A 26,804-nucleotide genomic window follows, 5' to 3' on the forward strand; every position below is an offset into this window, starting at 1 on the left:
TCGAAGAATGCCGCCAAATCTGCCGGAAACACCGGTGGACTACACCGACCCTCGGTGCCGCGTATCAGGACCATGTCCCAATCCTGCCTTGCAAAAACATATGACAGGCTTTGATTCAGCTGGTTAATTGCTGATAACCTGTCGCGAAATTTCAGAAAGACGGCATCGATGACGCAAGCTTCCGACCGCGAGTTCTTGTCCGCGCCGCGATCGGGCATGAATATCGGGGCCGTGATCGGCCTCGGCTTGGCGATTCTATTCTTTCTCGTCAGCGGCACCATCGCATATCAAAACGTCACGATCCTTCGGGACGACGACGCGAGAATTCGACATTCGCATGACGTGATTGCGGGGCTGGATGACGTCCTTTCGACCATACAGGATGCCGAGACAGGCCAGCGCGGCTATCTGCTGACCGGCCGCGATCAGTATCTCGCCCCCTATAATGAAGCCGCGGCACGAATCGGTGGCAAGCTCGATGCCATCGCGGGGCTGACGCGCGACAATGCCAGCCAGCAGGCCCGAATCGAAACGCTGCGTCGCCATGTCAGCGCCAAGCTGGCCGAGCTGAAGCAGACGATCGACCTGCGTCGCAGCGCCGGGGCAGCCGCCGCACTCAACATCGTCAACGACGATCGCGGCAAGGCCGAGATGGATGCGATCCGCGCCCAGCTCGACCTCATGCAGCAGGAGGAGGCCCGGCTCCGTCAGCAGCGGCTGGACGAGATGGCGGATGCATATCAGGCCGCCCGCCTCACCGGATTGCTGGCCACCCTGGTCGGGATCGCGCTGACCCTGGTCATCGGCGAAGTGCTTCGGCGGGCGACCAAGGCGCGCGAGCGCCAGCAATGGCTGGAATCCGGCCAGGCACGGCTTGCCGCAGTCATGCTCGGCGATCCGGGCGCCGATGCGCTCGGCGAGCATATCCTCGGTTTCCTCTCCCGGTTCCTGGGGGCGCAGGGCGGGGCGATCTTCGCCAGCGACGGTGCGCTGTACCGCCGGATCGCGACGCTGGGGGTTCCGGATGACGCAAACATCACCGATCGGTTCGCGCCCAGGGAAGGCCTGCTCGGGCAGGTCGCAGCCGATCGCGCGGCGGTGCTGCTGTCGGACATCCCCGAAGGCTATCTGACCATCGGCTCGGCGCTGGGCCGGGACAAGCCGCGCCACCTGATCATCTCTCCGGCCATCGCCGATGACGTGGTGCAGGGCGTGCTGGAACTGGGCTTCCTGCAACCGGTGAGCCCGGATGCGCGGACCTTCCTCGAGCAGGCCGCCGGCGCGATCGGTGTGGCGCTTCGCTCCGCCCAGATGCGCACCGCGCTCCAGAACCTTCTCGAAGAGACCCAGCGCCAGTCCGACGAGCTGCAGGTGCAGACCGAGGAGCTGCGCGTCTCGAACGAGGAGCTGGAGGAGCAGGGCAATGCCCTCAAGGAACAGCAGGTCCGGCTCGAGCAGCAGCAGGTCGAGATGGAGCAGACCAATGCCCAGCTCGAGGAACAGGCCCAGCAGCTCGAGACGCAGCGCGACGACCTTGCCCGCTCCAATGCCGCGGTCGAGCTCAAGGCCCGCGAGTTGGAGCAGACGAGCCGCTACAAGTCCGATTTCCTCGCCAACATGTCGCACGAGCTGCGCACGCCGCTCAATTCGCTGCTGATCCTCTCCAAGCTGCTCGGCGACAATCCGAAGGGCAATTTGACCGAGGAGCAGGTCAAGTACGCGACCACGATCCAGTCCTCGGGCAACGACCTGCTCCAGCTGATCAACGACATTCTCGACCTCTCCAAGATCGAGGCAGGGCATGTGCAGATCCGGCCGGAAAGCGTTTCGCTGGACCGGCTCACGCGCGACATGCTCCAGGTCTTTCAGCCGATCGCCGACGAACGCGGCCTGGCGTTCGACATCAAGGTCCCTGATGACAGCCCTGCGACGATCGACACCGATCGCCAGCGGCTGGAGCAGATCCTCAAGAACCTGCTGTCCAATGCCTTCAAGTTCACCGAGAAGGGCAGCGTGACGCTGGAGATCGCGCCGGCAGCCAGGGGGCGGATCACGCTCGGCGTCACCGATACCGGCATCGGCATCGCCGAGGAGCAGCAGCGCGAGATATTCGAGGCCTTCCGCCAGGCGGACGGCACGATCAGCCGCAAATATGGCGGCACCGGCCTGGGCCTGTCGATCTCGCGCGAGCTGGCGCGCCTGCTCGGCGGCACGATCGCGCTGAGCAGTACTCCGGGCGAGGGCAGCCACTTCGCCCTGACCATACCGCTTGCCTATGATCCCGAACTGGTCGCGGAGCGCGAGGAGCCCGTGATGCCGCCGGCCCAGGCCAAGCCTGCGTCCGCAGCAGCAGAGGCGCGCCCCAAGCCCCGGGTGGTTCGCCGGGTCCTGGATGACCGCGACAGCCTGAGAACCGCCGAGCGCATCCTGCTTGTCGTCGAGGACGACAGCATCTTCGCCTCGATCGTGCGCGACCTTGCGCATGAGATGGGCTTCCAGTGCCTGGTTGCCGGCACCGCGGAGGAAGCGCTGACGCTCGCCCGCGAACACAAGCCCAGCGCCATCGTACTCGATGTCGGCCTGCCGGACCAGTCTGGCCTGGCCGTGCTCGACCGGCTGAAGAGCGACGTCGAGACCCGGCACATCCCGGTGCATATCGTCTCCGCCGCCGATCACAGTCAGACGGCGCTGTCGCTCGGCGCGATCGGCTATCTGGTGAAGCCGGTGCAGCGCGAGGACCTGGCGGCCGTGCTCCAGACGCTGGCCACCAAGCTTTCCACCAGCAGCCGGCGGGTGCTGATCGTCGAGGACGATCCGGTCCAGCGCGACGCCGTCGCCAAGCTGCTCGCCTCTGGCGAAGTCGAGACCGTCGGCGTCGGCACCGTCGCCGAGAGCCTGGACCGGCTGAAGAGCGAAACCTTCGACTGCATGGTGCTCGACCTCAGCCTGCCCGATGCTTCGGGCTTCGCGCTGCTGGAAACGCTGCAGGAGGATCAGGGGCACAGCTTTCCGCCGGTGATCGTCTATACCGGCCATGATCTCTCGCCCGACGACGAGCAGCGGCTGCGGCGTTATTCGGATTCGATCATCATCAAGGGCGCGCGTTCGCCGGAGCGGTTGCTCGACGAAGTGTCGCTGTTCCTCCACCAGGTGGTGACCGACATGCCGCCCGAGCATCAGCAGATGATCCAGACCGCGCGCAACCGCGACGCGATCCTGGAAGGCCGGCGCATCCTCATCGTCGAGGACGATGTCCGTAACGTCTATTCGCTCACCAATATCCTCGAGCCGCACGGCGTGACGATAGAAATCGCGCGTAACGGCAAGGAAGCGATCGAGGCCCTGGAGAAAACGGGCGCCGATGGGGGTTCTGCCATCGATCTGGTTCTGATGGATGTGATGATGCCGGTAATGGATGGACTGACCGCTACGCGCGCGATCCGCAAGAAGGCGCGCTGGAAGAAGCTGCCAATTATTGCGCTCACCGCCAAGGCGATGCCCGACGACCAGCAGCGCTGCATCGAGGCCGGCGCGAGCGACTATATGGCCAAGCCGCTGGACGTGGACAAATTGCTGTCGCTCGTCCGCGTATGGATGCCGCGCTGAGGGACGCCGGCTTGTCAGACGTCATCGAGGACATCGAGATCCGGTTGCTGCTGGAGGCGCTGAACCTGCGCTATCACTACGACTTCCGGAATTATGCCCAGGCTTCGATCCGGCGGCGCCTGAAGCAGGCCCGGCAGCGGCTCGGCATGCCGACCTTCTCGGCGCTGCAGGAAGCGTTGCTGCACGACAAGGCGATGCTGCCGCAGTTGCTCGGCTATCTGACCGTCCAGGTCAGCGAAATGTTTCGCGACCCCTCCTATTTCAGGGCGATCCGCGAGAAGGTCGTGCCGGTCCTGCGGACCTATCCCTCGCTCAGGATCTGGATCGCGGGGTGCAGCGGGGGCGAGGAGCTTTACTCCCTCGTCATCCTGTTCCGCGAGGAAGGGCTGGAAGAGCGCACGATCTTCTACGCGACCGACATCAGCCAGGAAGCGCTGGAGACCGCATCGCGCGGCATCTATGCGCTCGACCGGATCAAGGGCTTCACCGAGAATCACCGCCTGTCCGGCGGCAAGTCGTCCCTCTCCGACTATTACACCACCGGCTATGGCGGCGCAGTGTTCGATAAGAGCCTGCGCGACCGGGTGGTGTTCTCCGACCACAGTCTGGTGACCGACGCCGTGTTCGCCGAGATGCAGCTGATTTCGTGCCGCAACGTGCTGATCTATTTCAATCGCGAGCTGCAGAATCGCGCGATCGGCCTGTTCCGCGATTCCCTGGTGCGCGGCGGCTTCCTTGGCCTCGGCTCGAAGGAGAATCTCCGCTTCTCGGCCCATGCGGACGGGTTCGCCAATTTCGTGCGGGACGAGAAGATCTACCAGAGGCGCGAAGGATGAGCGGCGCACCGCCCCGCATCGTGGTGATCGGCGCGTCCGCGGGCGCGATCCAGGCGCTTTCGGTGATCCTTCCCGAACTGCCGGCGGACTTCCCCGTGCCGATCATCATCGTGGTGCATGTCCCGACCGACCGCAGCAACATCCTCGCGCCATTGTTCGAGACCAGGTGCCGGATGACGGTCCGGGAAGCAGAGGACAAGGAACAGGCTTTGCCGGGTGTCATCTATTTCGCCCCGCCCGACTATCACCTGCTGGTGGAGAGTGACGCCACCCTCTCGCTTTCGACAGACGAACCGGTGCTCTACTCGCGTCCTTCGATCGACGTGCTGTTCGAAAGCGCGGCGGACAGCTTTGGAGACGCCGTCTCCGCCGTCATCCTGACCGGTGCCAGCGCCGATGGCGCCAGGGGGCTGAAGGCGATTTGCGAGGCCGGCGGCGTGGCAATGATCGAGGAACCCGAGACCGCCCAGGCCGATACCATGCCGCTGGCCGCCGCCGCGGCCTGTCCCGAAGCCCGCATCCTCACGCTCGAGGCGATCGCAGACTATCTCATGAAAGACATCGCAGCATGACGCCGCCCCCCGTGAAGTGCCTTCTCGTCGACGACCTGCGGGAGAACCTCCTCTCGCTCGAAGGGTTGCTCCGCCGGGATGGCCTGGAGATCCTCAAGGCGCGCTCGGGCGAGGAGGCGCTCGAACTGCTGCTGCAGCACGAAGTCGCGCTTGCGCTGCTCGACGTGCAGATGCCGGGGATGGACGGATTCGAACTCGCCGAGTTCATGCGCGGCAACGAGCGGACCCGGCATATCCCGATCATCTTCGTCACGGCAGGCAGCGCCGACGCGCAGCGCCGCTTCCGCGGCTATGAGGCAGGGGCGGTCGATTTCATCCAGAAGCCGATCGAGGCGGACATCCTGCGCAGCAAGGCGGAAGTATTTTTCGACCTGCATCGCCAGCGCCAGATCGTCGCGGCGCAGCGGGATGCGCTGGAAGCGGCGACGCTGGCCCTCAAGGAGGCCGATCGCCGCAAGGACGTGTTCATCGCGATCCTGGCGCATGAGCTGCGCAACCCGGTCGCGGCACTGCATGCCGGCATGCATTTGCTCCAGAAGCGCGCGGATACCGACCAGGCCGTCTATATCCGCGAGCGGATGGAGCGGCAGCTCGCGCATCTGCGGCGGCTGGTCGACGACCTGCTCGACACCTCGCGCATCGTGGAAGGCAAGATCTCCCTCAGGAAGGAGCGGATCGAGCTCGCGACGATCCTGAACTCGGCGGTCGAGGCCAGCCAGGCCAATATCGATGCGTCGGGGCACAGCTTCACCGCCTTCATGCCCGAGGATCCGGTCTGGCTCGTGGCGGACCATACGCGCGTCGCCCAGATCGTGGCCAATCTCCTCAACAACGCGGCGCGCTACACGCCGCCGGGCGGCAGGATCGAGCTATATGCCCGCAAGGCCGGGGACGCAGTCGAGATCGAGGTGCGCGACAATGGCGTCGGCATTCCGCAGGAAATGCAGGCGCGCATCTTCCAGATCTTCGCCCAGGTCGAGGGGCAGCAGGACCGCGCCTCCGGCGGCCTGGGCATCGGCCTCGCCCTCGTCCGCCAGCTGGTGGAACTGCATCAGGGCTCGATCGCAGTCGCGAGTGCCGGCGCCGGCCTCGGCAGCAGCTTCACGGTGCGCATTCCGCTCGCGGGCGGGGAAATGCCCGGATCGCCCGGTTTGCGCGAGGAAACCGAGGAGGTCGCCTAGACGGGCCGGTATGCGCCCGGCAGTCTGATCGGCCGCTATCCTCTGCCCCCGGTGGTGCCGCCATGCTCGCTTTTCTCGATTTCGAAGCCTCTTCGCTCGGCAAGCGCAGCTATCCGATCGAGGTGGCCTGGGTGTTCGAGGACGGCCGCTCCGAAGCCCATCTGATCCGGCCGGCGCCCGAATGGACGGATTGGGATCCGGCAGCGGAGGCGATCCATCGCATCCCGCGCGCCGAACTCGAGCGCGACGGCATCGCGCACGATATCGTCGCCCGGCGCATGATCGAGGTGCTCAGCGGCCACGACCTGTTCGCCAGCGCGCCGTCCTGGGACGGGAAGTGGCTGTCGGTCCTGCTGCGCGGCGCAGGGCTTCCCCGGCACAGCCTGAGGCTGCGCGACAGCGACGAAGCCCATCGGGCGATCGCGGCCCGGATCCTCTCCATTGCGCAGCCGCAGGGGCTGGAGACCGCGGTCGAGGACCTTCTCGCCGCAACCGACAGGCGCAGTATCGGCCAAGTGCCGGCGCACCGTGCCCTGGCCGATGCCGTTGCCGAGCGGGAGCGTTGGCTGGCAATCCGTGCCGCCGCGGAGGCAGCCGTCGCGGGGGGCTCCGGCCATGGCTGATCCCGCGAGGGAAGGCGCCGCGCTCGCCGCCTAGAACTTCGCCCCCGCCCTTATGCCGATCGTCCGCGGCGTGATCGGGACGATATAGGGGCGCTGGTCGCACGCGCCGCATTGCTGGAAGCGGGAGATCTGGCCGCGCTCGTCCCAGATATTCTGGGCGAACAGCTCAAGGCTGTAGCGGGCCAGCTCGAAGCCGAAGGCGAGATTGCCGGTCGTATAGGCCTCGATCCGGCCAAGCGCGGCGGCCTTGGCGACGCGGATGTCCGACGACGCCGAGCTCTGGTGCGCGATCAGCCCCTGCACATAGCCGCGGCCCGATCCCAGCGGGACCGAATAGCGTGCGGTGCTGCTGATCTTGAAGCGCGGGGTGATCGGCAGGCGCGTGCCGCTGGGCGCGAGCACGTCGCTGCCGTCGCCGATGCAGACCTGCGTCGCGCACAGATCCTCGCGTGTCTTGGCATCGGTATAGGATCCGGCGACGGTGAGGTTGAGCCCGCCAAGCGAGAGATTGGCATCCATCTCGGCGCCGCGGATGCGCGCATCGGGCCCGTTCTGGATGATCGTGAAGCTGTTGGGCCCGAGGAACGAGAACTGGAAGGCTTTCCAGTTCTGCTGATAGATCGCGCCGTTGAAGCGCAGCTTGCCATCGGCCAGCGTCGTCTTCCAGCCGAGCTCGTAATTGTACAGCGTGTCGGTGGAATAGGGCGCGACGTCCCCGCGCCGGTTGATGCCGCCCGGGCGGAAGCCACTGGAAGCGACGGCGTAGAACAGCAGGTCGTCGGTCGGCTTCCAGGTCAGGTTGAAGCGATAGGTTATGCCCTGGTCGATCGTCTTCTTGGGGATCAGCTTGCCGCTCGCATAGGTGGCGAGATTGGTGCACGGCCCGCCCGCCACCATCGCGGGCAGCAGCGTGTTGGTGGGGCTTCCGTCGAGATAGGCGTCGCGCAGCGTCCGGCCATCGGCCATGAAGCAGCTCGCAACGCCGGTGCGCGAGCTTCCGGCGGCGTTGAACGGCGAGGCGGTATAGGGGCGCCCGTCGCCGGCATCGACGCCCGGGTTCCGCCCGAAGCCGAAGAAGCCGATCAGCGAGTTGTCATAGATATAGACGCGCGCGCCCGCGGTGAAGGTCAGCTTGGGCGAGATGTCGAAGCTCGCCTCGCCGAACATCGCGTAATCCTTGTCGACGCGGTGCTGCTGGGTGAGCCAGAGCGTGCCCGGCGAGCCGTTGACCGACACGGCGGTGCCGAGGCCGGGGATCTTGTAGTCCTGGTGGATCAGGTTCGACTGGCGCTGGTAGAACATGCCCGCGACGATCCGGAAGCGATCGGTCGAGGGCGAGGCCACGCGCAGTTCCTGGCTGGTCTTCTTGAAATGATCGGTACCGATCACCCATTGGCGCGGGTCTATCGTGTTGCCGGCATTGTCCTGATAGTAGAAATAGCCGGCAAGCCCGCCGACCGAGGCATAGAGATTGTCATAGGCCTCCGAATAGTCGGTATAGTCGGTCGCCGAATAAGCCTTCCGGTCGAGATAGGCACCGGCATAGGTCAGGTCCCAGTTGCCGATCTTGCCTTCGATCGTCAGCGCGCCCTGAATGAAGCGGTCGCGGCGGCTCTCGGGATAGAAATGCTGGACCTGAAGGTCGCCGACCCGCGGGTCGAACGCATAGCTGCCATGCCCGCGCATCTCCTGGTAGAGCACGGTCGGCGTGACCGTCCAGACATCGTCGAGATCGACCTTGAGCGCGGCGCGGCCGCCCCAGGTATCGGTGTCGTTATAGTTGTCCTTGACGAACGCGTTGTTGTTGACGGTGATGCCGCCCGGGATCGGCAGGAAGCTGCGCGTGCCGGCGACATTGTCGATATATCCGGCGTCGCGCTGATAGAAGCCGACGACACGAAGCGCCGCGAAGCTCGACAGCGGCGCGTTGATCATGCCCTCGATCTTGCCGCCCTGGCCGCCATGCGCGACCGTATTGCCCTCGATATCCACCCGCCCCTCGAACGCCGAGGTGTCGGGCTTGTTGGTGATGATGCGGATCGTGCCCGCCTGGCTCGACGCGCCGTAGAGCGTGCCCTGCGGCCCGGCGAGGCTCTCGATGCGGGCGATGTCGTAGATATGGACGTCGAGCGTGCCGCCGATCGTCGTCACCGGCTGCTCGTCGAGATAGCTGCCGACCGAGGGCAGCGAGCCCGAATGGTTGCCGTCGCCGCCCGAGGCCACGCCGCGCATATAGACGGTGGTGACACCGGGCTGCGAGGTCTGGAAGGCCACCGAGGGCAGCAGCTGGGTGAACTCGTTGAAGTTCGAGATGTTGAGCTGATCGAGCTTGCGCGTGCCGATCGCCTGGATGCTGATCGGGACCGACTGGATATTCTCGTCGCGCTTCTGCGCGGTGACGACGATCTCGTCCTGATCTGGGGGAAGCTCGGAAGGGGTTGTCTGAGTACTCTGGGCTTGCGCCATGGCGGGGAGGGACAGGGCCGTCGAAGCGAGCAACCCGGAAATCACGGCACGGCGCACGGATAATATCATCGCAGCCCCCAGTGTAATCTCAATGTCATGGGAGACTGTGCTGCGATGCAGCAGCCGTCAATCGGCCTGCCGGAAACGCGTGTGCAATCTTCGCGGACCGTGATGTTTCTGCAACGTTACAAGTTGCCGGGCACCTGCGGATAGGGATCGACGACGTTGCCGAGCGCGGCGATCAACGGCTCCAGATGCGGGGCGAAGGGGCGCCAGGCGCTGTTCCCGCCGGTGAAGATCGGCTGGCGCACCTGCTCCGAGCTTGCGGTACGCACCGCGCGCTCGGTCTCGTGAAAGGCGAGGCAGGCGGGCTCGAACTCGACGCCACAAGCCTGGAGCAACCGGCGCACCTCGGCCTCGGTATCGGCGACCAGCGCTTCGTGGATTACGCGGTAGGCGCTGCCAGGCTGGACGCGATCGAGATGCGCCATCATCCGCACATAGTCGCGATAATAGCGGCCCATGTCGTCGAGCGCATAGCTGAACGCCTGGCCGCGCGCGAAATGCTGCTTGAAGTTGGAGAAGCTACAGGCACGCGGCTCGCGGCGCGCGTCGATGATCGTGGCATTGGGCAGGATCAGCCGGATCAGCAGGACATGCGCCCAGTTGTTGGGTAGCTTGTCGATGAAGAAGGGCCGGTCGGTCCGGCGCTGGACCGCGGTCCTGCGGAGATACTCCTCGCCGAGGTCGCGTGCCTGGTCTCGCGTCAGTTCGGCCAGGCCGTGCGGATAATTGGGGATGCGGCGGGCGAGGGCGGGCAAGTCGGGAAGCTCGGTCGTCCCCTCGATCGCGCTGTGGCTGGCGAGGATCTGCTCGACCAGCGTGGAGCCCGCACGGGGCATGCCGAGGATGAAGATCGGGTCGCCCGCATCGCAGCCCCAGCCGGCGCGGTCGGCGAGGAAATCACCGGTGGCGAGCGTGATGCAATCGTCGACGAAGCGCTCGGTCTCGTCGGCATCATAGACGAGCTGGGTGCGGCGCAGCCGGTTGCCCGCGGCATAATGCGCGAAGGCGCGATCGGCCTCGCGCCGGTCCTCGAAAGCCTTGCCCAGCGCGAAATCGAGATGGAAGCGGTCCTCGTCGCCAATGGCGCTGTCGGCCAGCGCGGCTTCCATCGCCGCGATGTCGGCATCGTCGAAGCGCACGGTCTTGAGATTGGCGAGGCTCCACCACGCTTCGCCCAGCTCCGGGCGCAGCGCGATCGCCCGGCGATAGGCAGCGATGCCGTCGGCCTGGCGGCCCACCGTCTTGAGCATATGGCCATAGCTCATCCACAGCTTGGGCTGGTCGGGCGCGGTGGCGAGGACATGCTCGTAGAGCTGGATCGCCTCCTCGAATGCGCCGAGCCGGCCGAGCGTGGCGGCCTTGAGATTGGCGTGGCCGGGGTGATCGGGCTCGGCCTCGATCAGCCGGTCGAGCTCGTCGAGCGCTTCGCTCGCGCGGTTCTGGCGGTAGAGCACCAGTGCGAGGTTGGCGCGGGCCGCAGTGAAGGCGGGCGCGATCTCGACTGCGCGGCGCAGCAGGTTCTCGGCATCCTTCAGCCGGCCGATACGGCCCGCGAGTTCGGCGAGCATGCGGATCGCGCGGGCATCGAAGGGATCGCGCTTGAGATAGGCCTTGAGGCCGCGCTCGGCTTCCGGAAGGCGATTGTCGTGCAGCGCGAGCGCGGCGTCCAGCAGGTCGGGAGGAAAGCGCGTCGCCAGCATCGCGCGATGTGACCACGCACGCGCCGCGCGATCAAGCGGGAAGACGCGTTCGCCGGGGCATTGTGGGTGACCCTTTCCAACGGCGGTGAATGCAATGGCATTGCGTCGAACAGCGTGTATGCTGCCCGTATCGCTCACGGTGCAGAGGATCGATCATGGAAGACCTGGCGTTGCTGTTCGCACTCTTCTTCGGTTTCACCACGCAGGATGCGGATATGTGCCCGAACGGCGGCGGCAACTGCTGAGCCAGGCGGCTGGAGCTGCCATGCCGGTCGCCGGGCGCGCGATCATCGACATCATGGCCGCGTGAGCGATACGCTCCCTCCACCCCGGCGTGCGCTCGGCTTCTGGCCGACGCTGGCGCTGGTGGTGGGCAACATGATCGGCTCGGGCATCTATCTGCTGCCCGCGACGCTTGCGCCGCTCGGCGCCAATGCGCTGATCGGCTGGGGCGTGACGATCCTCGGCGCCATGGCGCTGGCCTTCGTGTTCGCGCGGCTCGCGGCGCGGATTCCCTGCGCCGGCGGGCCCTATGCCTTTGCCGATGCCGCGTTCGGCCCGGCGGTGGGGTTCGCGGTGGCATGGAGCTACTGGATCCTGGTCTGGGCGGGCAATGGCGCGCTCGCCATCGCGGTGGTGAGCGCGCTCAGCGTGCCGTTCCCCCGGCTCGGCAGCGGCACGCCGGCGTTCGCCACGGCGCTGCTGCTGATCTGGGCCGCGGTCGCCGTGAACATCCGCGGGGTTGCGCTGGCCGGGCGAATCCAGCTGGTCACCGCGGTGCTGAAGCTGGCGCCGCTCGTCGCGGTGATGCTGCTCGCCTTCTGGCTGCTGGCCCGCGAAGGCGGTGCCGCGATCGCCGCCAATCCGGCGGTGCCGATCAGCGCCAATGCCATTGCCGGCGCGGTGGCGCTCACCTTCTGGGGATTCCTCGGCGTCGAATCCGCGACCGTTCCGGCCGACAAGGTGAGGAACGCGGCACGGATCGTGCCGCTCGCCACGCTGCTCGGCACGGCGCTGACCGGGCTGGTCTATGTCCTGGTCGCCGGCTCGATCGGGCTGATGATGCCTGCGGACGTGACCGCCGTCTCACCGGCGCCGCTCGCCGAGTTCCTCGGGCGTGCATGGGGAAGCGGGGCGCTGCAGGTCGTGGCCCTCTTCGCGGCGATCAGCGCGCTCGGGACGCTCAACGGCTTCGTCCTGCTGCAGGGCGAGATGCCCTGGGCGATGGCGCGGGGCGGCGTCTTCCCGGCCTGGTTCGCCCGGGAGAGCCGCCACGGTACCCCGGCGCGCGCGCACCTCGTATCGGGCGTGCTGGTGACGATCGTGATGGCGCTCAACTATACCGGGTCGACCGGCGCGCTGTTCGCCGAGATCGCGACGATCAGCCTCGCCGCGGGCATGCTCGCCTATTTCGTCAGCGCGCTGGCCGGGCTCAGGCTGCTTGCGGGCGACCGCCTGGCGCAGCTGGCCGCGCTCGCCTCCACCGGCTTCGTGCTGTGGATGATCTACGGGCTGGGCCTGCACGCCAATGCATGGGGACTGGGCCTGCTCGTGCTGGGCATCCCGGTATTCCTCTGGGTGCGGCGAACCCGGTCAGATCGGCAATAGCCGCCGCACCAGCGATCGGTCGCGCAGGATCTCGTGCGCGGCATTGTGTCCGGGCGCGCCCGTCACGCCGCCGCCCGGATGCGTGCCCGATCCGCACATGTAGAGCCCCGAAACCGGTGCGCGATAGTCGCCATGCCCCAGCACCGGCCGCGCCGCCCAGAGCTGGTCGAGCCCCATCGTGCCGTGGAAGATGTCGCCGCCGATCAGCCCGAACTTGCGTTCCAGGTCGAGCGGCGAGTGGATCTGCCGGGCGATCACGCTCGCCTTGAAATTGGGGGCATGGTCGTTGACCGTCTCGATGATCAGGTCGGCGACTTCCTCGCGCGCATCGTCCCAGCTGCGCCCGTCCGGTAGCTGCGGCGCGAATTGCTGGCAGAACAGGCTGGCGATGTGCATCCCCTCGGGCGCCAGGCTGTCGTCGACCGTGGTCGGCAGCTTCATCTCGACGATCGGCTTCTTCGACCAGCCCTGCGCCTTCGCGTCGTCATAGGCCTGGTCCATATAGTCCATGCCCGGCGCGATGATGATCCCGGCGGTGTGGTGCTCGGCCTTCTCCTTGCCGCGCAACACGCTGAAGTCCGGCAGCTCGCTGAGCGCGACGTTCATCCGGAAGGTGCCCGAGCCGGTCTTGAAGCTCCGCATCCGCTTGTTGAAGTCGGCGGGCAGGTCGCTGGTGTCGAGCATCTGGCGATAGAGCATCGCCGGCCCGACATTGGCGGCGACGATCCCCGCGGCGATCTCTTCCCCGCTCTCCAGCCGCACGCCGGCCGCCTTGCCGCCGTCGACAAGCACCTTCGCGACCGGCGCCTCCAGGCTGATCTCGACGCCGGCATCCTCGCAGGCGCGCGCCATCGCCTGGGTGATCGCGCCCATGCCGCCCACCGAATGGCCCCAGGCGCCGAGCTTGCCGTTCACTTCGCCGAAGACGTGGTGGAGCAGGACATAGGCCGAGCCGGGGGTCGACACCCCGGCATAGTTGCCGACGACCGCGTCGAAGGCGAAGGCGGTCTTGACGTGGTCGTCCTCGTACCAGCCGTCGAGGAAGTCGCGCGCCGACTTGGTGAACACATCGAGCAGGTCGCGCTGCGCCTCGATCCCCATCTTCGACAGCGGCCAGCCCTGCGCCGCGCCGCTCAGCAACGCGCGCAGCCCTCCGCCGACATTGGGGGGCGTCTTGAGCGCGAGGTCGCGCAGCACCTGGGCGACCTTCTCGAGCGCCGCGTCATAGGCCGGATAGGCGTCCGCGTCCTTCTGCGAGAAGCGCGCGAACTCGGCCTGGGTCCGCGCGGTGCCGCCGCCGAGCTTGAGATAGGTGTCCTCGAACGGAAAGAAGTTGCTGATCGTCCGCTCGATGATCCGGAAGCCGCGCTCGTGCAGCTTCATGTCGGCGATCACCTTGGGCCGCAGCAGGCTGACCGTGTAGCTGGCGGTCGAGTTGCGGAAGCCGGGATGGAATTCCTCGGTCACCGCCGCCCCGCCGACGACGTGCCGGCGCTCGAGCACGCGGACCTTGAGCCCCGCCCGGGCGAGATAGAAGGCGCAGACCAGTCCGTTGTGCCCACCACCGATGACGATCGCGTCGTATCGCTTCATGCTTCCTCCCGAGAATCAGATATTGCGCGGTCGGCGCGACCAGCCCGGTGCCGGCGCTCGGTGCAGCCGGGCCTCGGGGATGATCGCGCGGACCTTGGCGGCGAAGCTGCGCAGGCACACTTCGCTCGCCCCGATCGGCCCGGCGGTATAGCTGCGCGACGCCATGCCCTGCTGGACGCGTTCGATCAGCCAGGTGTCCTCGGCGTTGACGACGCGGTTGATCCGCCAGTTGGCGTAGCGGACCAGCTTCATCTCGCGGCGGTCGTCCGGCAGCGCGAACGCCATCTCGCGCAGCACGCAGCTTGTCGGCGAGACCGGCAGCCACTGCATGAAGTCGATCTGGTCGGCATAGATGTCGAACGCCATGTTGGGCCACAGCTTGTAGTAGAGCCACAGCCGCTGGTTGGCCTCCGGCAGGTGATCGACGCGCGGCAAATGGCGCTGGTAGAACGCCTCCCACGGATTGGCCGAGACGCGGTCGACGAGCTGGCCGGACATCTTGTCGACCCAGCCCGACGCCTCGATCGCATAGGATTTGCCGAACAGCCGGGTCAGCCCGTCATGCGCGACGGGGATGTGGAGATTGTCCGAATAATTGTCGCCGACGTTCTTCCAGTTGACCGCGCGTTCGCGCGTCCTGACATCGCCGATCCGCCGCATCTCCTCGAAGCGATAGGGCGCAATCTCTGTCTCGTAGGGCGCCATCATCTCGGCCACCGACGGCCCGCCATCATCCTCGAGCCGGACGAAGACGAAGCCCCGCCAGATCGACAGGTCGACCGGCACGAGCCCGCTCGCGTCCATGTCGAGTGCCGGATAGTCGTGGCGCATCGGTACGCCCGACAGGCGTCCGTCGAGCTCATAGGCCCAGGCATGATAGGGGCAGACCAGCTTCCGGGTGCAGCCGCTGTCGCCCTCGACGATCCGCATCGCGCGGTGGCGACAGACATTGTGGAAGGCCCGCAGCACGCCGTCGCGTCCGCGCACCGCCACGACATTCTCGCCCAGATAGGAAAGGGTGCGCCAGTCACCCGGCCCGGCCAGGTCGCTCTCGTGGCAGAGGATCTGCCAGGACGGGCGCAGGATATGCGCGGTCTCGAGCTCGAGGAACTCGGGATCGGTATAGATCCAGCCCGGCAGCGACCAGTCGGCATCGGGGTCGCGGCCCGGTTCGGGCAAGGGGACGGTGGTTGCCATGGCCGGCTCCAGGCGTTGCTTGTTGTACGATCGTATAATAAGCTCGCGCGATGAGCAAGCCCGGCTTCACCCGCGCCGAACCCGATGCGCGGCGCCTGTCGCTGATCGAGGCGACCGCGCGCGTACTGGCGCGCGACGGGGCGAGCGGCGCATCGGTACGCGCCATCGCGCTGGAGGCGAGCGTCTCGCCGGGGCTGGTCGCGCATCATTTCGGCGGCGTCGATGCGCTGATCGCCGCGACCTACGCCCATGTCGGCGAGCAGGTCTCGGCAGCGCTCGAAAGCGCGATGGAGGCGGCCGGCGACGATCCGCATGCGCAGCTGCTGGCCTATGTCGCGGCGAGCTTCGCCCCGCCGATTGCCGACCGCGCGCTGCTTGCCACCTGGACGGCATTCTGGGGGCTGGTGATCGCGCGCGGCGAGATCGCGGCGCTCCATGACGTGCAATATGCCCGCTATCGCGAGGGGCTGGAGGCCTTGCTGGCCGCATGCGGGCTCCGGCCGGCGGCGCGTCGCCGCGCAGCGATCGCGATTGCTGCGCTGGTCGACGGCCTGTGGCTCGAGCTCTGCCTTTCTCCCTCGGTGCTCGACGCGGACGAAGCGCGCGCGATCGCGGAAGCGCAGATCGCCGCATTGCTCGAAGCGTGACGGATTCCGGATCGCCCGGCGCGGAACGTGCTGATCCATGTGAGTCCCGGCGGTTTTGCAGGAACCCCGGTGCCGGGCACCGAGTTTTCCCCGGGGCATATGCGATGCAGGGAGGATGTCATGTCGAAGTCGATCATCGAACGCGGGCTGGAGCTGGCCAATACCGGCGCCTATCGCCGCATCGAGGAGATCGAGCGCGAAGTGTCGTTCGAAGGCTATTCGAATGCCGCGCAGCATTTCTCGGCGCCCACCTTCCGCAAGCAACTGCGCAACCTGATGCAGTCCTCGCGCGCTTCCCGGCTCTTGTAAGGCGTCCCGGTTCTATCTTGACCTATGTTGAAGCCAGCGCCGGCAATCGCGTCCAGAACGGGCGCATGCATGGAAAGACCCTGATCGAGCGCGCCATCGAACTGGCCAAGTCGGGAAGCTATGAACGGATCGATCAGATCGAACGGCAGTTGAATGCGGAAGGCTATTCGAACGTCGCGTCGCATCTGGACGGGCCGTCGCTGCGCCGGCAGCTCAACCAGCTGAGCCGCGCCGCGCGAGGTCAACCGGTGCGGGCGCGGGGACGGCCGGCGATGTCGCGGGTGTCCGACGGAGGAAGCGATGGAGCAGAACCCTAAGTCCAACGACCGGCAGGGGCCGCCGCCGCGCGACGGCGCGGTCGATGCGCTCGCCGGTGCCGAGCCCGATGATATCCCGATGACCGGCGAGGAGGATCCGTTGGCCGAAGTAAGCGACGGCGATTTTTCCGACGTCGTGGCGGAATTCGCCCGCTCGGAGCACAAGCGCAAATAGGGCGGCCGGCCTAGGCGCGGCCGCCCTTTCCCGGCCTAGAGCTTCAGGCCCTTGGCCATGTTGAGATGCGCGGCCACGGTCGGGCTCAGCTTGGTCGCGAAGTCGCGCAACGATGCCGGCACATTGGTGTCGGCCGAATTGACCTTGAGCGCGGCCAGCGTCTTCTCATGCGCATCGATCTGGGCGGCGACATAGGCCTTGTCGAAGTCGGCGCCCTTGAGCGGCTTCAGCGAGTCGAGCGCCTGCTGCTGCTCGGCGGTCAGCGTCGGGTCGGGGGTGATCGCGCCGGCGGCGGTCTTGAGCTTGGCGGTCGATTCGGTGTGCGCCTTGATCATCGACGCGGCGAATTTCTTCACTGCAGCCGATTCTGCCTGCCCTTCGGCAAGCTGCGAGCTGGCGATCTCGAAGGCGTCGCTGGAAGCTGCCGCATTCGCAAAGGCCTGGCCCGCCGAGACTGCCGGCGCTGGCGCCATGTCCGTCCCGTTGGCCATCATCATCCCGCCATCGGTGTTGGTCGTCGTGGTCGTCGTGGTGGTTTCGGTGCTGCTGGTCTCGGTCTTCGATCCGCAACCTGCGAGCGCGAGCGCGGCGACGCCCAGTGTCATCCAACGAACTATTGGCATCCGTACCTCCCTGGCATGGCCCCGCAAGGAGGGGCTGTCAGGGGAACGCCCACCTTTATCGCCCGTTCCGCCCGAACCCTTTGATGGCGCGTGCGTTCTGCAGGGGCGCCGCGTCGGCGCATGGACGGGAGGAAGAGATGAGCATCTTCGGCAACATCATGGGGAAGATCTTCGGGCACAAATCGGCCGCGCCCGCACCGGCCCCCGCACCCGAGCCTGCCCCCGCCGAGGCAGCGGCTGCGCCGGCCCCCGCGCCCGCGCCGGTGCCCGAACCCGCCGCGCAGGTCGATGTCGGCGCGGTGCTTTCCGAGATGGCGGAGATGAAGGGCGGCGGCGGCAATTACCAGACGTCGATCGTCGACCTGCTCAAGCTGCTCGACCTCGATTCCGGCCTCGATGCGCGCAAGGAGCTCGCCGAGGAGCTGAACGTGCATGCCGGCGAGCATGGCAGCGCCGAGCAGAACATCGCGCTGCACAAGGCGGTGATGGCCAAGCTCGCCGAGAATGGCGGCGTGGTGCCGGACAGCCTGCGCAACGCCTGACCTGCCTGCCGGGACCGCTGTCCCGCCCGATCACGCGGCGAGATAGCGGTCCAGGAACTGCTGGTGTCCCGGCATCTGCGCCACGGTGCGCGCGATGCCGGACTTCAGCTCGCCGAGCGCGGACTGCAGCTCGCCCTCGACGATCATCCGGCCCATATGGTGATGGCTCTTCGGCTCCAGCCGCTGGCCGAGCATCACCTGCACCCAGCTGTCGACCCGGAACAGGTCGTCCGATGCCTGCCAGGCGATCGCGCCGTCGCGGAATGCCTCGATCCGCTCGGCGAGCGAGTCGGGGATCTCCATCGTGCGGCAATGATCCCAGAAGCCGCCATCGTTCCGCTGGTTCAGGTGATAATGGAGGATGATGAAGTCGCGGATCCGCTCGATCTCGACCTGGCTGAGCGCGTTGAACCGAGCCGCGACGCCTTCGCCGATTCCGCCGAACGGGAAGAGCTGCACGAGGCGGGTGATCGCGATCATGATCAGATGGATGCTGGTCGATTCCAGCGGCTCGACGAAACCGCTGGCAAGGCCGAGGGCTATGACGTTCTTGTCCCACACTTTCTTGCGGCGGCCGGCCTTGAAGCGGATCAGGCGCGGCTCGATCAGCGTCTTGCCCTCGATCCGGCTGTCGAGCAGCGCGCGAGCCTTGTCGTCGTCGAGGAAATCCTTGGCATAGACCAGCCCGTTGCCGACCCGGTGCTGGAGCGGGATGCGCCATTGCCAGCCCGCCTCGTGCGCCGTCGCGCGGGTGTAAGGTACTGCGGGGCCTACGGATTCGGTCTGCACCGCGAGGGCGCTGTCGGTGGGGAGCCAATGGCTCCAATCCTCGTATCCGGCGTGCAAGGTCTGCTCGATCAGCAGGCCGCGAAAGCCGGTGCAGTCGATGAACAGATCGCCCTCCAGCCGCTCGCCCGAGGCGAGCTTGAGGGCAGTGACGAAGCCGGTTTCGGGGTGCTGTTCGACGCTTTCGATTTTACCCTCGATACGGTTTACGCCCTGCGGTTCCGCGAAAGCGCGCAGGAAGCGGGCATAACGGCCGGCATCGAGGTGATAGGCGTAGTTGATGTGCCCCTGTTCGGGGATGGCGAAGCGTTCGGCCTTGGCGGCCTGCAGCTCGAAGCAATAGTCGCCGAGATCGCCGCCCCAGCCTTCCGCGCGTGCCTGCATCCAGAAATGGTGGAAGTCGCCCATCCAGGTCGATTTGCCGATCTGGCCGAAGCTATGGATGTAGCGGTCGCCCTCAAGCGCCCAGTCCTCGAACAGGATGCCGAGCTTGAAGGTGGACAGCGTCTCGCGGAGGAACGCCTTCTCGTCGATGCCGAGCAGCTGGTGGAAGGTGCGCGCGGTGGGGATGGTGCTCTCGCCGACGCCGATGGTGCCGATCTCGTCACTCTCGACCAGGGTGATCTCGAGCAGCGGACCCAGCGTCTTGGCGAGCGCCGCTGCGGCGATCCAGCCGGCGGTGCCGCCACCCGCGATCACGACGCGCCTGACCGGTGCCTGGTCCATCCCCGTTCCCCCTAGCGATTGAGCTTGTTGATGATCTGCGCGCGCAGCCGCCGCGCCGATGTCGCGTCGATCCGTGCGAGCGGCCCCTGGGCGTGCGCCGGCAGATGCGCCGCGGCCCGGTCCGCGGGACCGAAGACATAATAGTCGAACATCGCCTTCCACGCCGCCTTCTCCGCCGGCGAGCGATCGCGCAGGCTCAGCATCGCGTGGAGCAGGGTGGTCTGCGGCGTGTCGAGGAACGCCGGCGCCTCGTTCCACCAGTAATTGACCAGCACGTTGAAGCGCGCCAGCGCCTCGACATGGTGCCACCAGAGCGCGGGGTAGAAGAGCAGATCGCCGGGTTCCAGCTCGGCGACCTGCGCCGCCGCCATTGCCTCGCGGAAGCGCGGCTGCGCGACGAAGTCGGGCGCGGCGAAGTCGACCATCGAGATCACCTGGCCGCCAGGCGTCGGCTCGAGCGGGCCGGGATAGAGATTGGCGACCTGGTCGGGCGGGAACAGGGTGAAGCGCCGGCGCCCGGCCGCGCAGATCGCCATGTTGTGCGACATGTCGTGATGCGCGTGCGCAGTGGTGCGGTTGCCGATCCAGATGCTGGCGAGCACGCCGTGGTCGAACATCGGATCGCCGAGCGGCAGGTCGTTCTCGGCGCGGAAGCCCGGTAGATAGCGGTCGAGGTCGGTCGAGCCGATATAGAGGCTCTCGGGATCGGGCGCGTCGAGCCCGGCGCGCAGCCGTTCGAGGAAATCGGTCATGCCGACCCGGGCGCCCTCGAAATTGAAGCCGGTCAGATCGGGATTATAGTGGAAGCGGCCCTGGATCGCGGGGGCGCCGGTGAAGCCGACCACAGGTTGGCCGGCATCGAAGCGCTCCAGATAGGCGATGGCGGCGGCGTCGCCTTCGCGCGCAGCGGCGACCAGCGGCCAGTCTCGCGCGACGCCGCGCAGGATGACCGGCGCCTGGGCTTCGAGCAGCTCGGCATAGGGAATGGCGCCAAGCGGAACGCCGTGCAGTTCGCGGACCCGCGGGGCGCTGTCCGCGACCAGGTTCACGCGCTTGCCACGGTCTTGCGCTCGATCAGCCGCGACATGTTGCCGAGCGAGGCGGCGATCAGGAAGGCGGGGCCGAGATAGCCGGCGCGGTGCAGTTCCCCCAGCTGCGCGGCATCGAGTGCGTCGAGCCGTTCGGCGGCGAGCACTTCGTGATCGGCGATCATGTAGCGGCGCTCCTCGTCGAGCATCAGTTCGAGCGCGACCGGCTGGATCAGCCCGAGCGCATCGAACGCGGCGTACATCGCCGCAGCCTCGCCCATGCCGACATGGATCGCGGCGAGGATGCGGCCGACATGGTCGAGATAGCGGCTCTGTCCGCCATGCGGCAGGAACAGCGGCTCGCCGTCCGCGGCGCCGACCCGGGGATCGTCGAGATCGAGCTGGATGACGGCGCCCGCGCCCTCCTCGGTCAGGCCGATCAGGAAGGGGCCACGCTGGAGGATCAGCGGGATGTGGCGGCTCGCCCAGCGATCGCCTTCGAGGAACAGATTCTCGTCACGGTCGAGCCCGAGCAGGGCGACCGCCTGGAGACCCTCGGCGGGATCGCGGTTGAACAGGATCGGGAAGTCGCGCTGGGCGTCGGCGAATTCGGTGGGGAAGAGCAGCGCCTGGTTGACTGAATCGCCATAGGCGGCGCCGTGGCGTAGCGCGACGCGCAGATCGGCATGGGCGACATTGTCGAGCGCGACCGGTCGGGTCATCGTGTTGGAAATCCAGCTGTGGAAGGCCAGCATGGCGCAAAGCGCGCCGGGCCTCAATCATCAGGAGAAAGGGGCCGCCGCACATGGCGGCAGCCCCAGTTCCCCCTTTTTATCTCCCTCTCCCCATCGAGGGAGAGGGTGGCGAGGCGTTGCCTGCCCCTCTCCCCGACCCTCTCCCCTGAGGGGGAGAGGGAGATGGGGCTTCACCTCGCTACCGCTACGATCAGAACTTGAAGCGGGCACCGAGCAGGAAGCGCCGGTCGAGCTCCTGCGCGAACCAGAGCTGCTTCTCGTTGCGGGCATAGGTCCGCACCGCGGTCTCGGTGAGGTTGATGCCCTCGAGCGTCACGGCGATGTTCGGCGTGAACTCGTAGCTGATCGTCGCATCGAGCTGGCCGAACGGCGCGGTGAACTCGGGGTTGCGCGAGCCCTGGCGGTTGATCCCCGAGAGGAACTTGTCGCGCCAGTTATAGGCCACGCGGGCCGAGAGGCCGTGCTTCTCGTAGATCAGCGTGCCGCTGAACGTGTCCGACAGGCCGAGCAGCGCGAACTGGTCTTCCGCCGGGTTGGCGCCCAGGTTGAAGCCCACATCGCCCCGCACCAGCGTATAGGCCGCCGCGATGCCGAAGCCCGTCGAGCCAAGGAAATACTGGCCGGCGAGCTCGACGCCGTAGATCTCGGCGTCCTTGTTGTTGATCGGCCGCGTCACCTGGAACTGGTAGAGCGGATCACTGGCGTTGCCCGACAGGTCATAGGTGTTGTTGATCGTCTGGACGAAGGAGTCGTTCAGCGACCGGGTTGCCGGGTTGTAGTTCGCCGAGAACTGCGCGGTCGCCGCTGCCACCGATCCGGTTGCCTGGATCAGCGCCGACATGACGAACAGGTTCACGTCGCTGACATCCGCGCCGAGGCCGCCCAGCGCGGTCTTGGCCTGGCCCGAACGGCTGCCCGCCGCGCCCGAGCTCGGATCGCGAAGGCCGAACAGGTCGGAAGTGAACTGGCCGTTGCCGATGAAGTTGCGCACGCGCTTGTCGAAGAACGCGACCGACACATAGCTGTCCGGCTTGAAATACCATTCCAGCGAAGCGTCGAAGTTATCCGATTCGAGCGGGCGCAGGCGGGCGTTGCCGGTCGATGCGCCGGGGATGCCGCCATTGTTGGTCGGACGCGGCGGACCGCCGACCGTCGTCGCGGTGTAGAGGTTGTTGTAGTTCGGCCGGGCGATCGTCTTGCTGTACGACAGGCGGCCGATCAGGTTCCGGGCGAACTCCACCTGGAAATCGACCTGCGGCAGGATGTTGCTGTAGCTGCCGCCATCGACGACGAACTGGGTGTTGTTCGAGATCGACACGGTGAAGTCGTTGTCCGACACCCAGGCGATACCCGCCGGGATGGCTTCGAGCGAGGTGGTAGTCGACTTGGTGTGCTCGTAGCGGACGCCCGCGACGAGGCGTGCCGGCGCACCGCCCAGATCACCCTTCCAGGTCAGCTGGCCATAGGCCGCCCAGATCTCTTCCTTGACCCGGTTGTCCTGGCTGCTGGTGATGCCAACCGCCTTGCCCTGGCTGGCATAATAGGGCGAGAGGATCGAGTAGAGGTCCGAGGCGACGCCACGGAAGGCGATCTGCGATTCGGGATCGCCGCCCGGATTGAACTTGTGGAACTTGCATTCAAGGCAGAAGGCCTGGAGCGCACCCGGTGCCCGTGCCTGGACGTCGCCCGGGCTGGTGATGCCCCAGTCGCCCAGCGTCTGCTGGGTGGCCACGAAGGTCTGGTGCATGTCGGTGGTGCGATAGTTGCCGCCGAAGTCGAAGCGGCTGTCACCGCCCAGATCCCAGCCGAAGTCCGCACGCAGTTCCTTCACCTTCTGGCGCTGCGTCGAGCGGAAAGTGCGGCCGACCTGCGAGCCGACGTCATTGACGTCAAGCGGGCCGCTCGCGCCCAGGGTGATGTCCTGCTGCGGGATGCCGTTCGAATAATCGACCGAGTGCGCGGACACGACGTTGGCGCCCATGCCGACCAGCGTCGACGAGTTGCCATTGGCATTGTCCGGCGTGCTCGACGAGGTCGAGATATGGCCGTCCAGCTTCAGCGAGAAGTTGCTGGCGAACTGCCATTCGAGGTTGAGGCCGTAGTCCTCGAGCTTGCCCTTCTGCGCGCGCGACTGGGCCTCGAAGCCTTCGTCCTTCTGGCCGTTGATCGTCTCGTGCAGATATTGCGCGGTGGCGACGGTGGTGTTGCCGTCGAAGGTCACCACGTCGAACGGGCGGCTGAACCAGTTGGACAGGTCCGAACGGGTCTCGCGCTGCTTGTTCTGCGCGAACAGGGCGTCGGCGGTGATGGTCAGCGCGTCGGTCGGCCTGAACTGGACCACCGCCTGGCCGTTGATGCGCTCGCGCGAGCCCTCGGCATAGTGGTAGCGGCTGTCGTTCGGGATCGCGACCAGCTGGTTCGGGTTGGTCGGTGCGTTGTTGACCACGGTGCAGGTCGGCCCCGGGGTCGAGGTCGGGCAGGCGCCGCCGGACCGGGCGAAGCCGCCGGTCAGGAAGGTGCTGTAGGGGATGATGTTCCAGTCGTTCGACGTGGCGGCGATCGAGGTGTAGTTGCGCTTCTGATAGCTGCCGAACAGCATCACGCCGAAGCGCTGCTCCGGATCGCTCCAGCTGGCAACGCCCGAGACTTCCGGGGTGACCTTCGAGCCGCAATCGATGCAGTCGTTGACGCTGGTGTCATAGACCGCCTTGGCGCCGATGCTGCCGTGCAGGCCGGTCTTGTTGTCGTCGAGCGGCTTGCGCGAGACGACGTTGATCGTCGCGCCGATGCCGCCCGAGGGAACGGCCGCGCGGCCGGTCTTGTAGACTTCGAGGGTGCGGACGCCTTCGGTCGCGAGGTTCGAGAAGTCGAACGAGCGGCTGGTGCCCTGGGCGCCGTCCGAATTCTGGTCGCCGCCGACGACGGACACGGCAGCGGTGGCGAGCTGGCGGCCGTTCAGCGTGACCATGTTGTAGGTCGGGCCGAAGCCGCGGACGGTGACCTGCGAGCCTTCGCCATTGGTGCGGTTGATCGACACGCCCGGGATACGCTGCAGCGATTCGGCCAGGTTGGTGTCGGGGAACTTGCCGATGTCCTCGGCCGAGATCGCATCGACGATGCCGGGCGCCTCGCGCTTGATCTGGATCGAGCGCTCGAGGCTGGCGCGGATGCCGGTGACTACGATCGCGCCGTCGTCCTGCGGCGTCTCGGCGACCTGGCCGCCATCGCTGGCCTGCGCACTGACAGCGTTGTCGGTCTGCGCATGGGCGAAGCTGGGCAGGGCAAGCCCGACGGCAACGGCGAAGATGGATGCGGAACGCGCAAGTATAGGCGTGCGCTTGAAGCTAGTCATAACCCCTCCTCAGCGCGCCCCCTGTTAGGGCGCGACATTTTATTATTTACGGGCGAGCGAAATGCCTCCCGGATGTTATCGCTATCATCGACAATCCGTCTGTCAATTGGGTGGAATAAATTGGAACCGCTTCCACGTGCGGATTGATGCAAACTGTTGCATCGCTGCGACAGATTGTGACGAGGCATTGCCCGGTTTCGCCGCGCAGGTTGCTGGAGAGTCGGGCTTTTTCGGTCCGGATCGGTGCCGTTTGCAGGTGCCGAGTCGGCGCGGTCAGGCGTGGAAGCGCGTCCATTCGGCGAGCGGCGCGCGTTCGATCGGGAAAAGGTTGATCGGCGCCTCGGGATCGCGAAAGCCGATCGCCATGCCGGTGAACAGCAGCTGCTCCTCGGGGATGTCGAGGAAGCTGCGGACCGTGGCGTGGTGGACCGACCAGGCTTCCTGCGCGCAGCTGTCGAGCCCGGCCTCGCGCAGGAGCAGCATCAGCGTCTGGAGGAACATGCCGCAGTCGGACCATTGCGGCGGCCCGTGATCGCGGCGCAGCGTGCAGAACAGTCCCACGGGCGCGCCGAAGAACTGCCAGTTGGCGGCAAACCAGCGCAGGCGCGCCGCCTTGTCCTCGCGCGGGATGCCGAGGCTGGCGTACATCGCCTCGCCGACCGCGAAGCGGCGGTCGCGATAGGGGCTGCCCAGCGGCTGCGGGTAGACGGGATATTCCGGCGGGTCGCCGAACGGGGCTTCGGCCAGCCGGGCGCGCATGATTGCTTTCAGCCGTTCGATGGCGTCGCCGGACACGACATGGACATGCCAGGGCTGAAGGTTGCCGCCCGAAGGCGCCCGGCCGGCCCGCTCGATCAGCTCGGCGAGCAGGGCGATGTCGACCGGCCTGTCGAGGAACGCGCGGACCGAGCGGCGGCCGGCGACGGCTTCGCTGACGTTCAAAGCGACCGCCCGATCACTTCCTTCATGATCTCGTTGGTGCCGCCATAGATGCGCGACACCCGAGCATCGCGCCACAGCCGGGCGATCGGATATTCGTTCATATATCCGGCGCCGCCATGGAGCTGGAGCGCGGCGTCGCAGACCTCGCCTTGCAGGTCGGTGTGCCACAGCTTGGCGGCGGAGGCCTCGACTGCGGTCAGCTCGCCGGCCACATGCCGCCGGATCGCCCAGTCGAGATGCGCCCAGCCGACCTGGAGCTTGCTCGCCAGGTCGGCCAGCACGAAGCGGGTATTCTGGAAGTCGAACACCGTCCTGCCGAACGCCTTGCGCTCCTTGACGAAGGCCAGCGCCTCGTCGAACGCGCGCTGCGCCGCCGCCTGGGCGCCGACCGCAATGGAGAGCCGCTCCTGGGGCAGCTGGTTCATCAGATAGGCGAAGCCGCGGCCTTCCTCGCCCAGGCAATTGGTGATCGGCACGCGGACATCGTTGAAGAACAGCTCCGACGTGTCGGCCGAATGCTGGCCGATCTTGTCGAGGTTGCGCCCGCGGGCAAAGCCTTCGCGGTTCGCCTCTACCAGGATCAGCGAGATGCCCTTCGCCCCCGCCTCGGGATCGGTCCTGGCGACGACGATGATCAGGTCGGCATTCTGGCCGTTGGTGATATAGGTCTTGGAGCCGTTGACGACATAATGGTTGCCGTCCTTGCGCGCGCTGGTCTTCACGCCCTGCAGGTCCGATCCCGCGCCCGGCTCGGTCATCGCGATCGCGGTGACGACTTCGCCCGAGATCATCCCCGGCAGCCATTGCCGCTTCTGCTCCTCGGAACCGTAGTGAAGGATATAGTCGGCGACGATGTCCGACTGCAGCGTGATGCCCGCCGACGAGCCCGACCAGGCCAGCTCCTCGCCGACCACGGCGTTGTAGCCGAAGTCGAGGCCGAGCCCGCCATATGCCTCGGGCATGGTCGGGCAGAGCAGCCCGGCCTCGCCGCAATCGCGCCAGAACTGGCGGTCGACGATGCCTTCCTCCTCCCAGCGCTCGAGGTTCGGCGTGAGCCTGGCGTCGAAGAACTTGCGTACCTGGTCGCGAAACAGCGCATGGTTCTCGTCATAGGCGGTGCGGCCATTGGTGTTCAGCACATCCCGTCTCCCTTT

The 26,804-nt window shown here is 66.7% G+C and carries 22 protein-coding genes; 11 read left to right on the forward strand and 11 right to left on the reverse strand.

Features of this window, described 5'->3' with window-relative positions; translation table 11 throughout:
- Nucleotides 1-216: 216 nt before the first annotated feature.
- The 5 genes from J2W22_RS08400 (at nt 217) to J2W22_RS08420 (ending at nt 6,818) form a co-directional block, all read left to right on the forward strand.
- The gene (locus J2W22_RS08400; RefSeq protein WP_307117770.1) at nt 217-3,606 is read left to right on the forward strand and encodes a response regulator; all 3,390 of its coding nucleotides are present in this window, start codon (nt 217-219) and stop codon (nt 3,604-3,606) included.
- Nucleotides 3,591-4,442: a CheR family methyltransferase gene (locus J2W22_RS08405; RefSeq protein ID WP_307117771.1), complete on the forward strand. Its 852-nt coding sequence runs from the start codon at nt 3,591-3,593 to the stop codon at nt 4,440-4,442. Before J2W22_RS08400 ends, J2W22_RS08405 begins: the two co-directional genes overlap by 16 nt.
- Nucleotides 4,439-5,014, forward strand: coding sequence for a chemotaxis protein CheB (locus J2W22_RS08410; RefSeq protein WP_307117772.1), 576 nt, complete (start codon nt 4,439-4,441; stop codon nt 5,012-5,014). The genes J2W22_RS08405 and J2W22_RS08410 overlap by 4 nt, the downstream gene beginning before the upstream one ends.
- Nucleotides 5,011-6,195, forward strand: a complete 1,185-nt coding sequence (locus tag J2W22_RS08415) for a hybrid sensor histidine kinase/response regulator (RefSeq protein WP_307117773.1) — start codon at nt 5,011-5,013, stop codon at nt 6,193-6,195. Before J2W22_RS08410 ends, J2W22_RS08415 begins: the two co-directional genes overlap by 4 nt.
- A gap of 62 nt (nt 6,196-6,257) precedes the next feature.
- Nucleotides 6,258-6,818 carry a 3'-5' exonuclease gene (locus J2W22_RS08420; RefSeq protein ID WP_307117774.1) on the forward strand — a complete coding sequence of 187 codons (561 nt, stop codon included), beginning with the start codon at nt 6,258-6,260 and terminating at the stop codon, nt 6,816-6,818.
- Between the two features lie 30 nt (nt 6,819-6,848).
- On the opposite strand, the gene J2W22_RS08425 is transcribed toward J2W22_RS08420, so the two are convergent.
- Together J2W22_RS08425 and J2W22_RS08430 are read right to left on the reverse strand one after the other, a co-directional pair.
- Entirely contained in the window at nt 6,849-9,284 is a 2,436-nt protein-coding gene (locus J2W22_RS08425; protein ID WP_307117775.1) for a TonB-dependent receptor, read from the reverse strand.
- Between the two features lie 185 nt (nt 9,285-9,469).
- Nucleotides 9,470-11,050, reverse strand: a complete 1,581-nt coding sequence (locus J2W22_RS08430) for a tetratricopeptide repeat-containing sulfotransferase family protein (RefSeq protein ID WP_307117776.1) — start codon at nt 11,048-11,050, stop codon at nt 9,470-9,472.
- 306 nt (nt 11,051-11,356) lie between these two features.
- On the opposite strand from J2W22_RS08430, the gene J2W22_RS08435 reads away from it, so the two are divergent.
- Nucleotides 11,357-12,658, forward strand: a complete 1,302-nt coding sequence (locus J2W22_RS08435; protein ID WP_307117777.1) for an amino acid permease — start codon at nt 11,357-11,359, stop codon at nt 12,656-12,658.
- On the opposite strand, the gene J2W22_RS08440 is transcribed toward J2W22_RS08435, so the two are convergent.
- Nucleotides 12,644-14,251, reverse strand: coding sequence for a phytoene desaturase family protein (locus J2W22_RS08440; protein ID WP_307117778.1), 1,608 nt, complete (start codon nt 14,249-14,251; stop codon nt 12,644-12,646). The genes J2W22_RS08435 and J2W22_RS08440 overlap by 15 nt on opposite strands.
- Nucleotides 14,252-14,266: 15 nt before the next feature.
- Nucleotides 14,267-15,448 carry an aromatic ring-hydroxylating oxygenase subunit alpha gene (locus tag J2W22_RS08445; RefSeq protein ID WP_307117779.1) on the reverse strand — a complete coding sequence of 394 codons (1,182 nt, stop codon included), beginning with the start codon at nt 15,446-15,448 and terminating at the stop codon, nt 14,267-14,269.
- A gap of 50 nt (nt 15,449-15,498) precedes the next feature.
- Between J2W22_RS08445 and J2W22_RS08450 the strand changes: the two genes are divergently transcribed.
- The 4 genes from J2W22_RS08450 (at nt 15,499) to J2W22_RS08465 (ending at nt 16,896) form a co-directional block, all read left to right on the forward strand.
- Nucleotides 15,499-16,095 carry a TetR family transcriptional regulator C-terminal domain-containing protein gene (locus J2W22_RS08450; protein WP_307117780.1) on the forward strand — a complete coding sequence of 199 codons (597 nt, stop codon included), beginning with the start codon at nt 15,499-15,501 and terminating at the stop codon, nt 16,093-16,095.
- 120 nt (nt 16,096-16,215) lie between these two features.
- Nucleotides 16,216-16,404, forward strand: coding sequence for a hypothetical protein (locus J2W22_RS08455; protein WP_307117781.1), 189 nt, complete (start codon nt 16,216-16,218; stop codon nt 16,402-16,404).
- A gap of 17 nt (nt 16,405-16,421) precedes the next feature.
- Entirely contained in the window at nt 16,422-16,721 is a 300-nt protein-coding gene (locus J2W22_RS08460; RefSeq protein WP_307117782.1) for a hypothetical protein, read from the forward strand.
- Nucleotides 16,705-16,896, forward strand: a complete 192-nt coding sequence (locus J2W22_RS08465; RefSeq protein WP_307117783.1) for a hypothetical protein — start codon at nt 16,705-16,707, stop codon at nt 16,894-16,896. The genes J2W22_RS08460 and J2W22_RS08465 overlap by 17 nt, the downstream gene beginning before the upstream one ends.
- A 35-nt stretch (nt 16,897-16,931) precedes the next feature.
- Here J2W22_RS08465 and J2W22_RS08470 read toward each other — a convergent pair whose 3' ends face one another.
- Complete coding sequence (locus tag J2W22_RS08470; RefSeq protein WP_307117784.1) at nt 16,932-17,519, reverse strand: DUF4142 domain-containing protein; 588 nt, start codon at nt 17,517-17,519, stop codon at nt 16,932-16,934.
- Between the two features lie 137 nt (nt 17,520-17,656).
- Here J2W22_RS08470 and J2W22_RS08475 point away from each other — a divergent pair, with 137 nt between their 5' ends.
- Nucleotides 17,657-18,061 (forward strand): DUF3597 domain-containing protein, encoded by a 405-nt coding sequence (locus J2W22_RS08475; protein WP_307117785.1) that lies wholly within the window; start codon nt 17,657-17,659, stop codon nt 18,059-18,061.
- 30 nt (nt 18,062-18,091) lie between these two features.
- On the opposite strand, the gene J2W22_RS08480 is transcribed toward J2W22_RS08475, so the two are convergent.
- The 6 genes from J2W22_RS08480 to J2W22_RS08505 all read right to left on the reverse strand — a co-directional run bounded on the left by J2W22_RS08480 (nt 18,092) and on the right by J2W22_RS08505 (nt 26,789).
- On the reverse strand, nt 18,092-19,573 hold the full coding sequence (locus J2W22_RS08480; RefSeq protein WP_307117786.1) for a tryptophan halogenase family protein: 1,482 nt from the start codon (nt 19,571-19,573) through the stop codon (nt 18,092-18,094).
- Between the two features lie 11 nt (nt 19,574-19,584).
- Nucleotides 19,585-20,622 carry a cupin-like domain-containing protein gene (locus tag J2W22_RS08485; protein WP_373422950.1) on the reverse strand — a complete coding sequence of 346 codons (1,038 nt, stop codon included), beginning with the start codon at nt 20,620-20,622 and terminating at the stop codon, nt 19,585-19,587.
- Nucleotides 20,619-21,323 (reverse strand): SapC family protein, encoded by a 705-nt coding sequence (locus tag J2W22_RS08490; RefSeq protein ID WP_307117787.1) that lies wholly within the window; start codon nt 21,321-21,323, stop codon nt 20,619-20,621. The genes J2W22_RS08485 and J2W22_RS08490 overlap by 4 nt, the downstream gene beginning before the upstream one ends.
- Before the next feature lie 223 nt (nt 21,324-21,546).
- Nucleotides 21,547-24,708: a TonB-dependent receptor gene (locus tag J2W22_RS08495; RefSeq protein WP_307117788.1), complete on the reverse strand. Its 3,162-nt coding sequence runs from the start codon at nt 24,706-24,708 to the stop codon at nt 21,547-21,549.
- Nucleotides 24,709-24,981: 273 nt separating this feature from the next.
- Nucleotides 24,982-25,650, reverse strand: a complete 669-nt coding sequence (locus J2W22_RS08500) for a nitroreductase (RefSeq protein ID WP_307117789.1) — start codon at nt 25,648-25,650, stop codon at nt 24,982-24,984.
- Nucleotides 25,647-26,789 carry an acyl-CoA dehydrogenase family protein gene (locus J2W22_RS08505; protein WP_307117790.1) on the reverse strand — a complete coding sequence of 381 codons (1,143 nt, stop codon included), beginning with the start codon at nt 26,787-26,789 and terminating at the stop codon, nt 25,647-25,649. The genes J2W22_RS08500 and J2W22_RS08505 overlap by 4 nt, the downstream gene beginning before the upstream one ends.
- Nucleotides 26,790-26,804: the final 15 nt, after the last annotated feature.

The organism is Sphingomonas kyeonggiensis (genome assembly GCF_030812785.1).
Lineage (GTDB): Bacteria > Pseudomonadota > Alphaproteobacteria > Sphingomonadales > Sphingomonadaceae > Sphingomonas > Sphingomonas kyeonggiensis_B.

Coding starts and splice junctions, on each gene's coding strand:
- J2W22_RS08470 (WP_307117784.1), bottom strand. CDS start 17,519: ATGCCAATAGTTCGTTGGATGACACTGGGCGTCGCCGCGCTCGCGCTC.
- J2W22_RS08415 (WP_307117773.1), top strand. CDS start 5,011: ATGACGCCGCCCCCCGTGAAGTGCCTTCTCGTCGACGACCTGCGGGAG.
- J2W22_RS08475 (WP_307117785.1), top strand. CDS start 17,657: ATGAGCATCTTCGGCAACATCATGGGGAAGATCTTCGGGCACAAATCG.
- J2W22_RS08445 (WP_307117779.1), bottom strand. CDS start 15,448: ATGGCAACCACCGTCCCCTTGCCCGAACCGGGCCGCGACCCCGATGCC.
- J2W22_RS08480 (WP_307117786.1), bottom strand. CDS start 19,573: ATGGACCAGGCACCGGTCAGGCGCGTCGTGATCGCGGGTGGCGGCACC.
- J2W22_RS08425 (WP_307117775.1), bottom strand. CDS start 9,284: ATGGCGCAAGCCCAGAGTACTCAGACAACCCCTTCCGAGCTTCCCCCA.
- J2W22_RS08405 (WP_307117771.1), top strand. CDS start 3,591: ATGGATGCCGCGCTGAGGGACGCCGGCTTGTCAGACGTCATCGAGGAC.
- J2W22_RS08450 (WP_307117780.1), top strand. CDS start 15,499: ATGAGCAAGCCCGGCTTCACCCGCGCCGAACCCGATGCGCGGCGCCTG.
- J2W22_RS08400 (WP_307117770.1), top strand. CDS start 217: ATGAATATCGGGGCCGTGATCGGCCTCGGCTTGGCGATTCTATTCTTT.
- J2W22_RS08430 (WP_307117776.1), bottom strand. CDS start 11,050: ATGCTGGCGACGCGCTTTCCTCCCGACCTGCTGGACGCCGCGCTCGCG.
- J2W22_RS08420 (WP_307117774.1), top strand. CDS start 6,258: ATGCTCGCTTTTCTCGATTTCGAAGCCTCTTCGCTCGGCAAGCGCAGC.
- J2W22_RS08465 (WP_307117783.1), top strand. CDS start 16,705: ATGGAGCAGAACCCTAAGTCCAACGACCGGCAGGGGCCGCCGCCGCGC.
- J2W22_RS08410 (WP_307117772.1), top strand. CDS start 4,439: ATGAGCGGCGCACCGCCCCGCATCGTGGTGATCGGCGCGTCCGCGGGC.
- J2W22_RS08490 (WP_307117787.1), bottom strand. CDS start 21,323: ATGACCCGACCGGTCGCGCTCGACAATGTCGCCCATGCCGATCTGCGC.
- J2W22_RS08495 (WP_307117788.1), bottom strand. CDS start 24,708: ATGACTAGCTTCAAGCGCACGCCTATACTTGCGCGTTCCGCATCCATC.
- J2W22_RS08455 (WP_307117781.1), top strand. CDS start 16,216: ATGTCGAAGTCGATCATCGAACGCGGGCTGGAGCTGGCCAATACCGGC.
- J2W22_RS08440 (WP_307117778.1), bottom strand. CDS start 14,251: ATGAAGCGATACGACGCGATCGTCATCGGTGGTGGGCACAACGGACTG.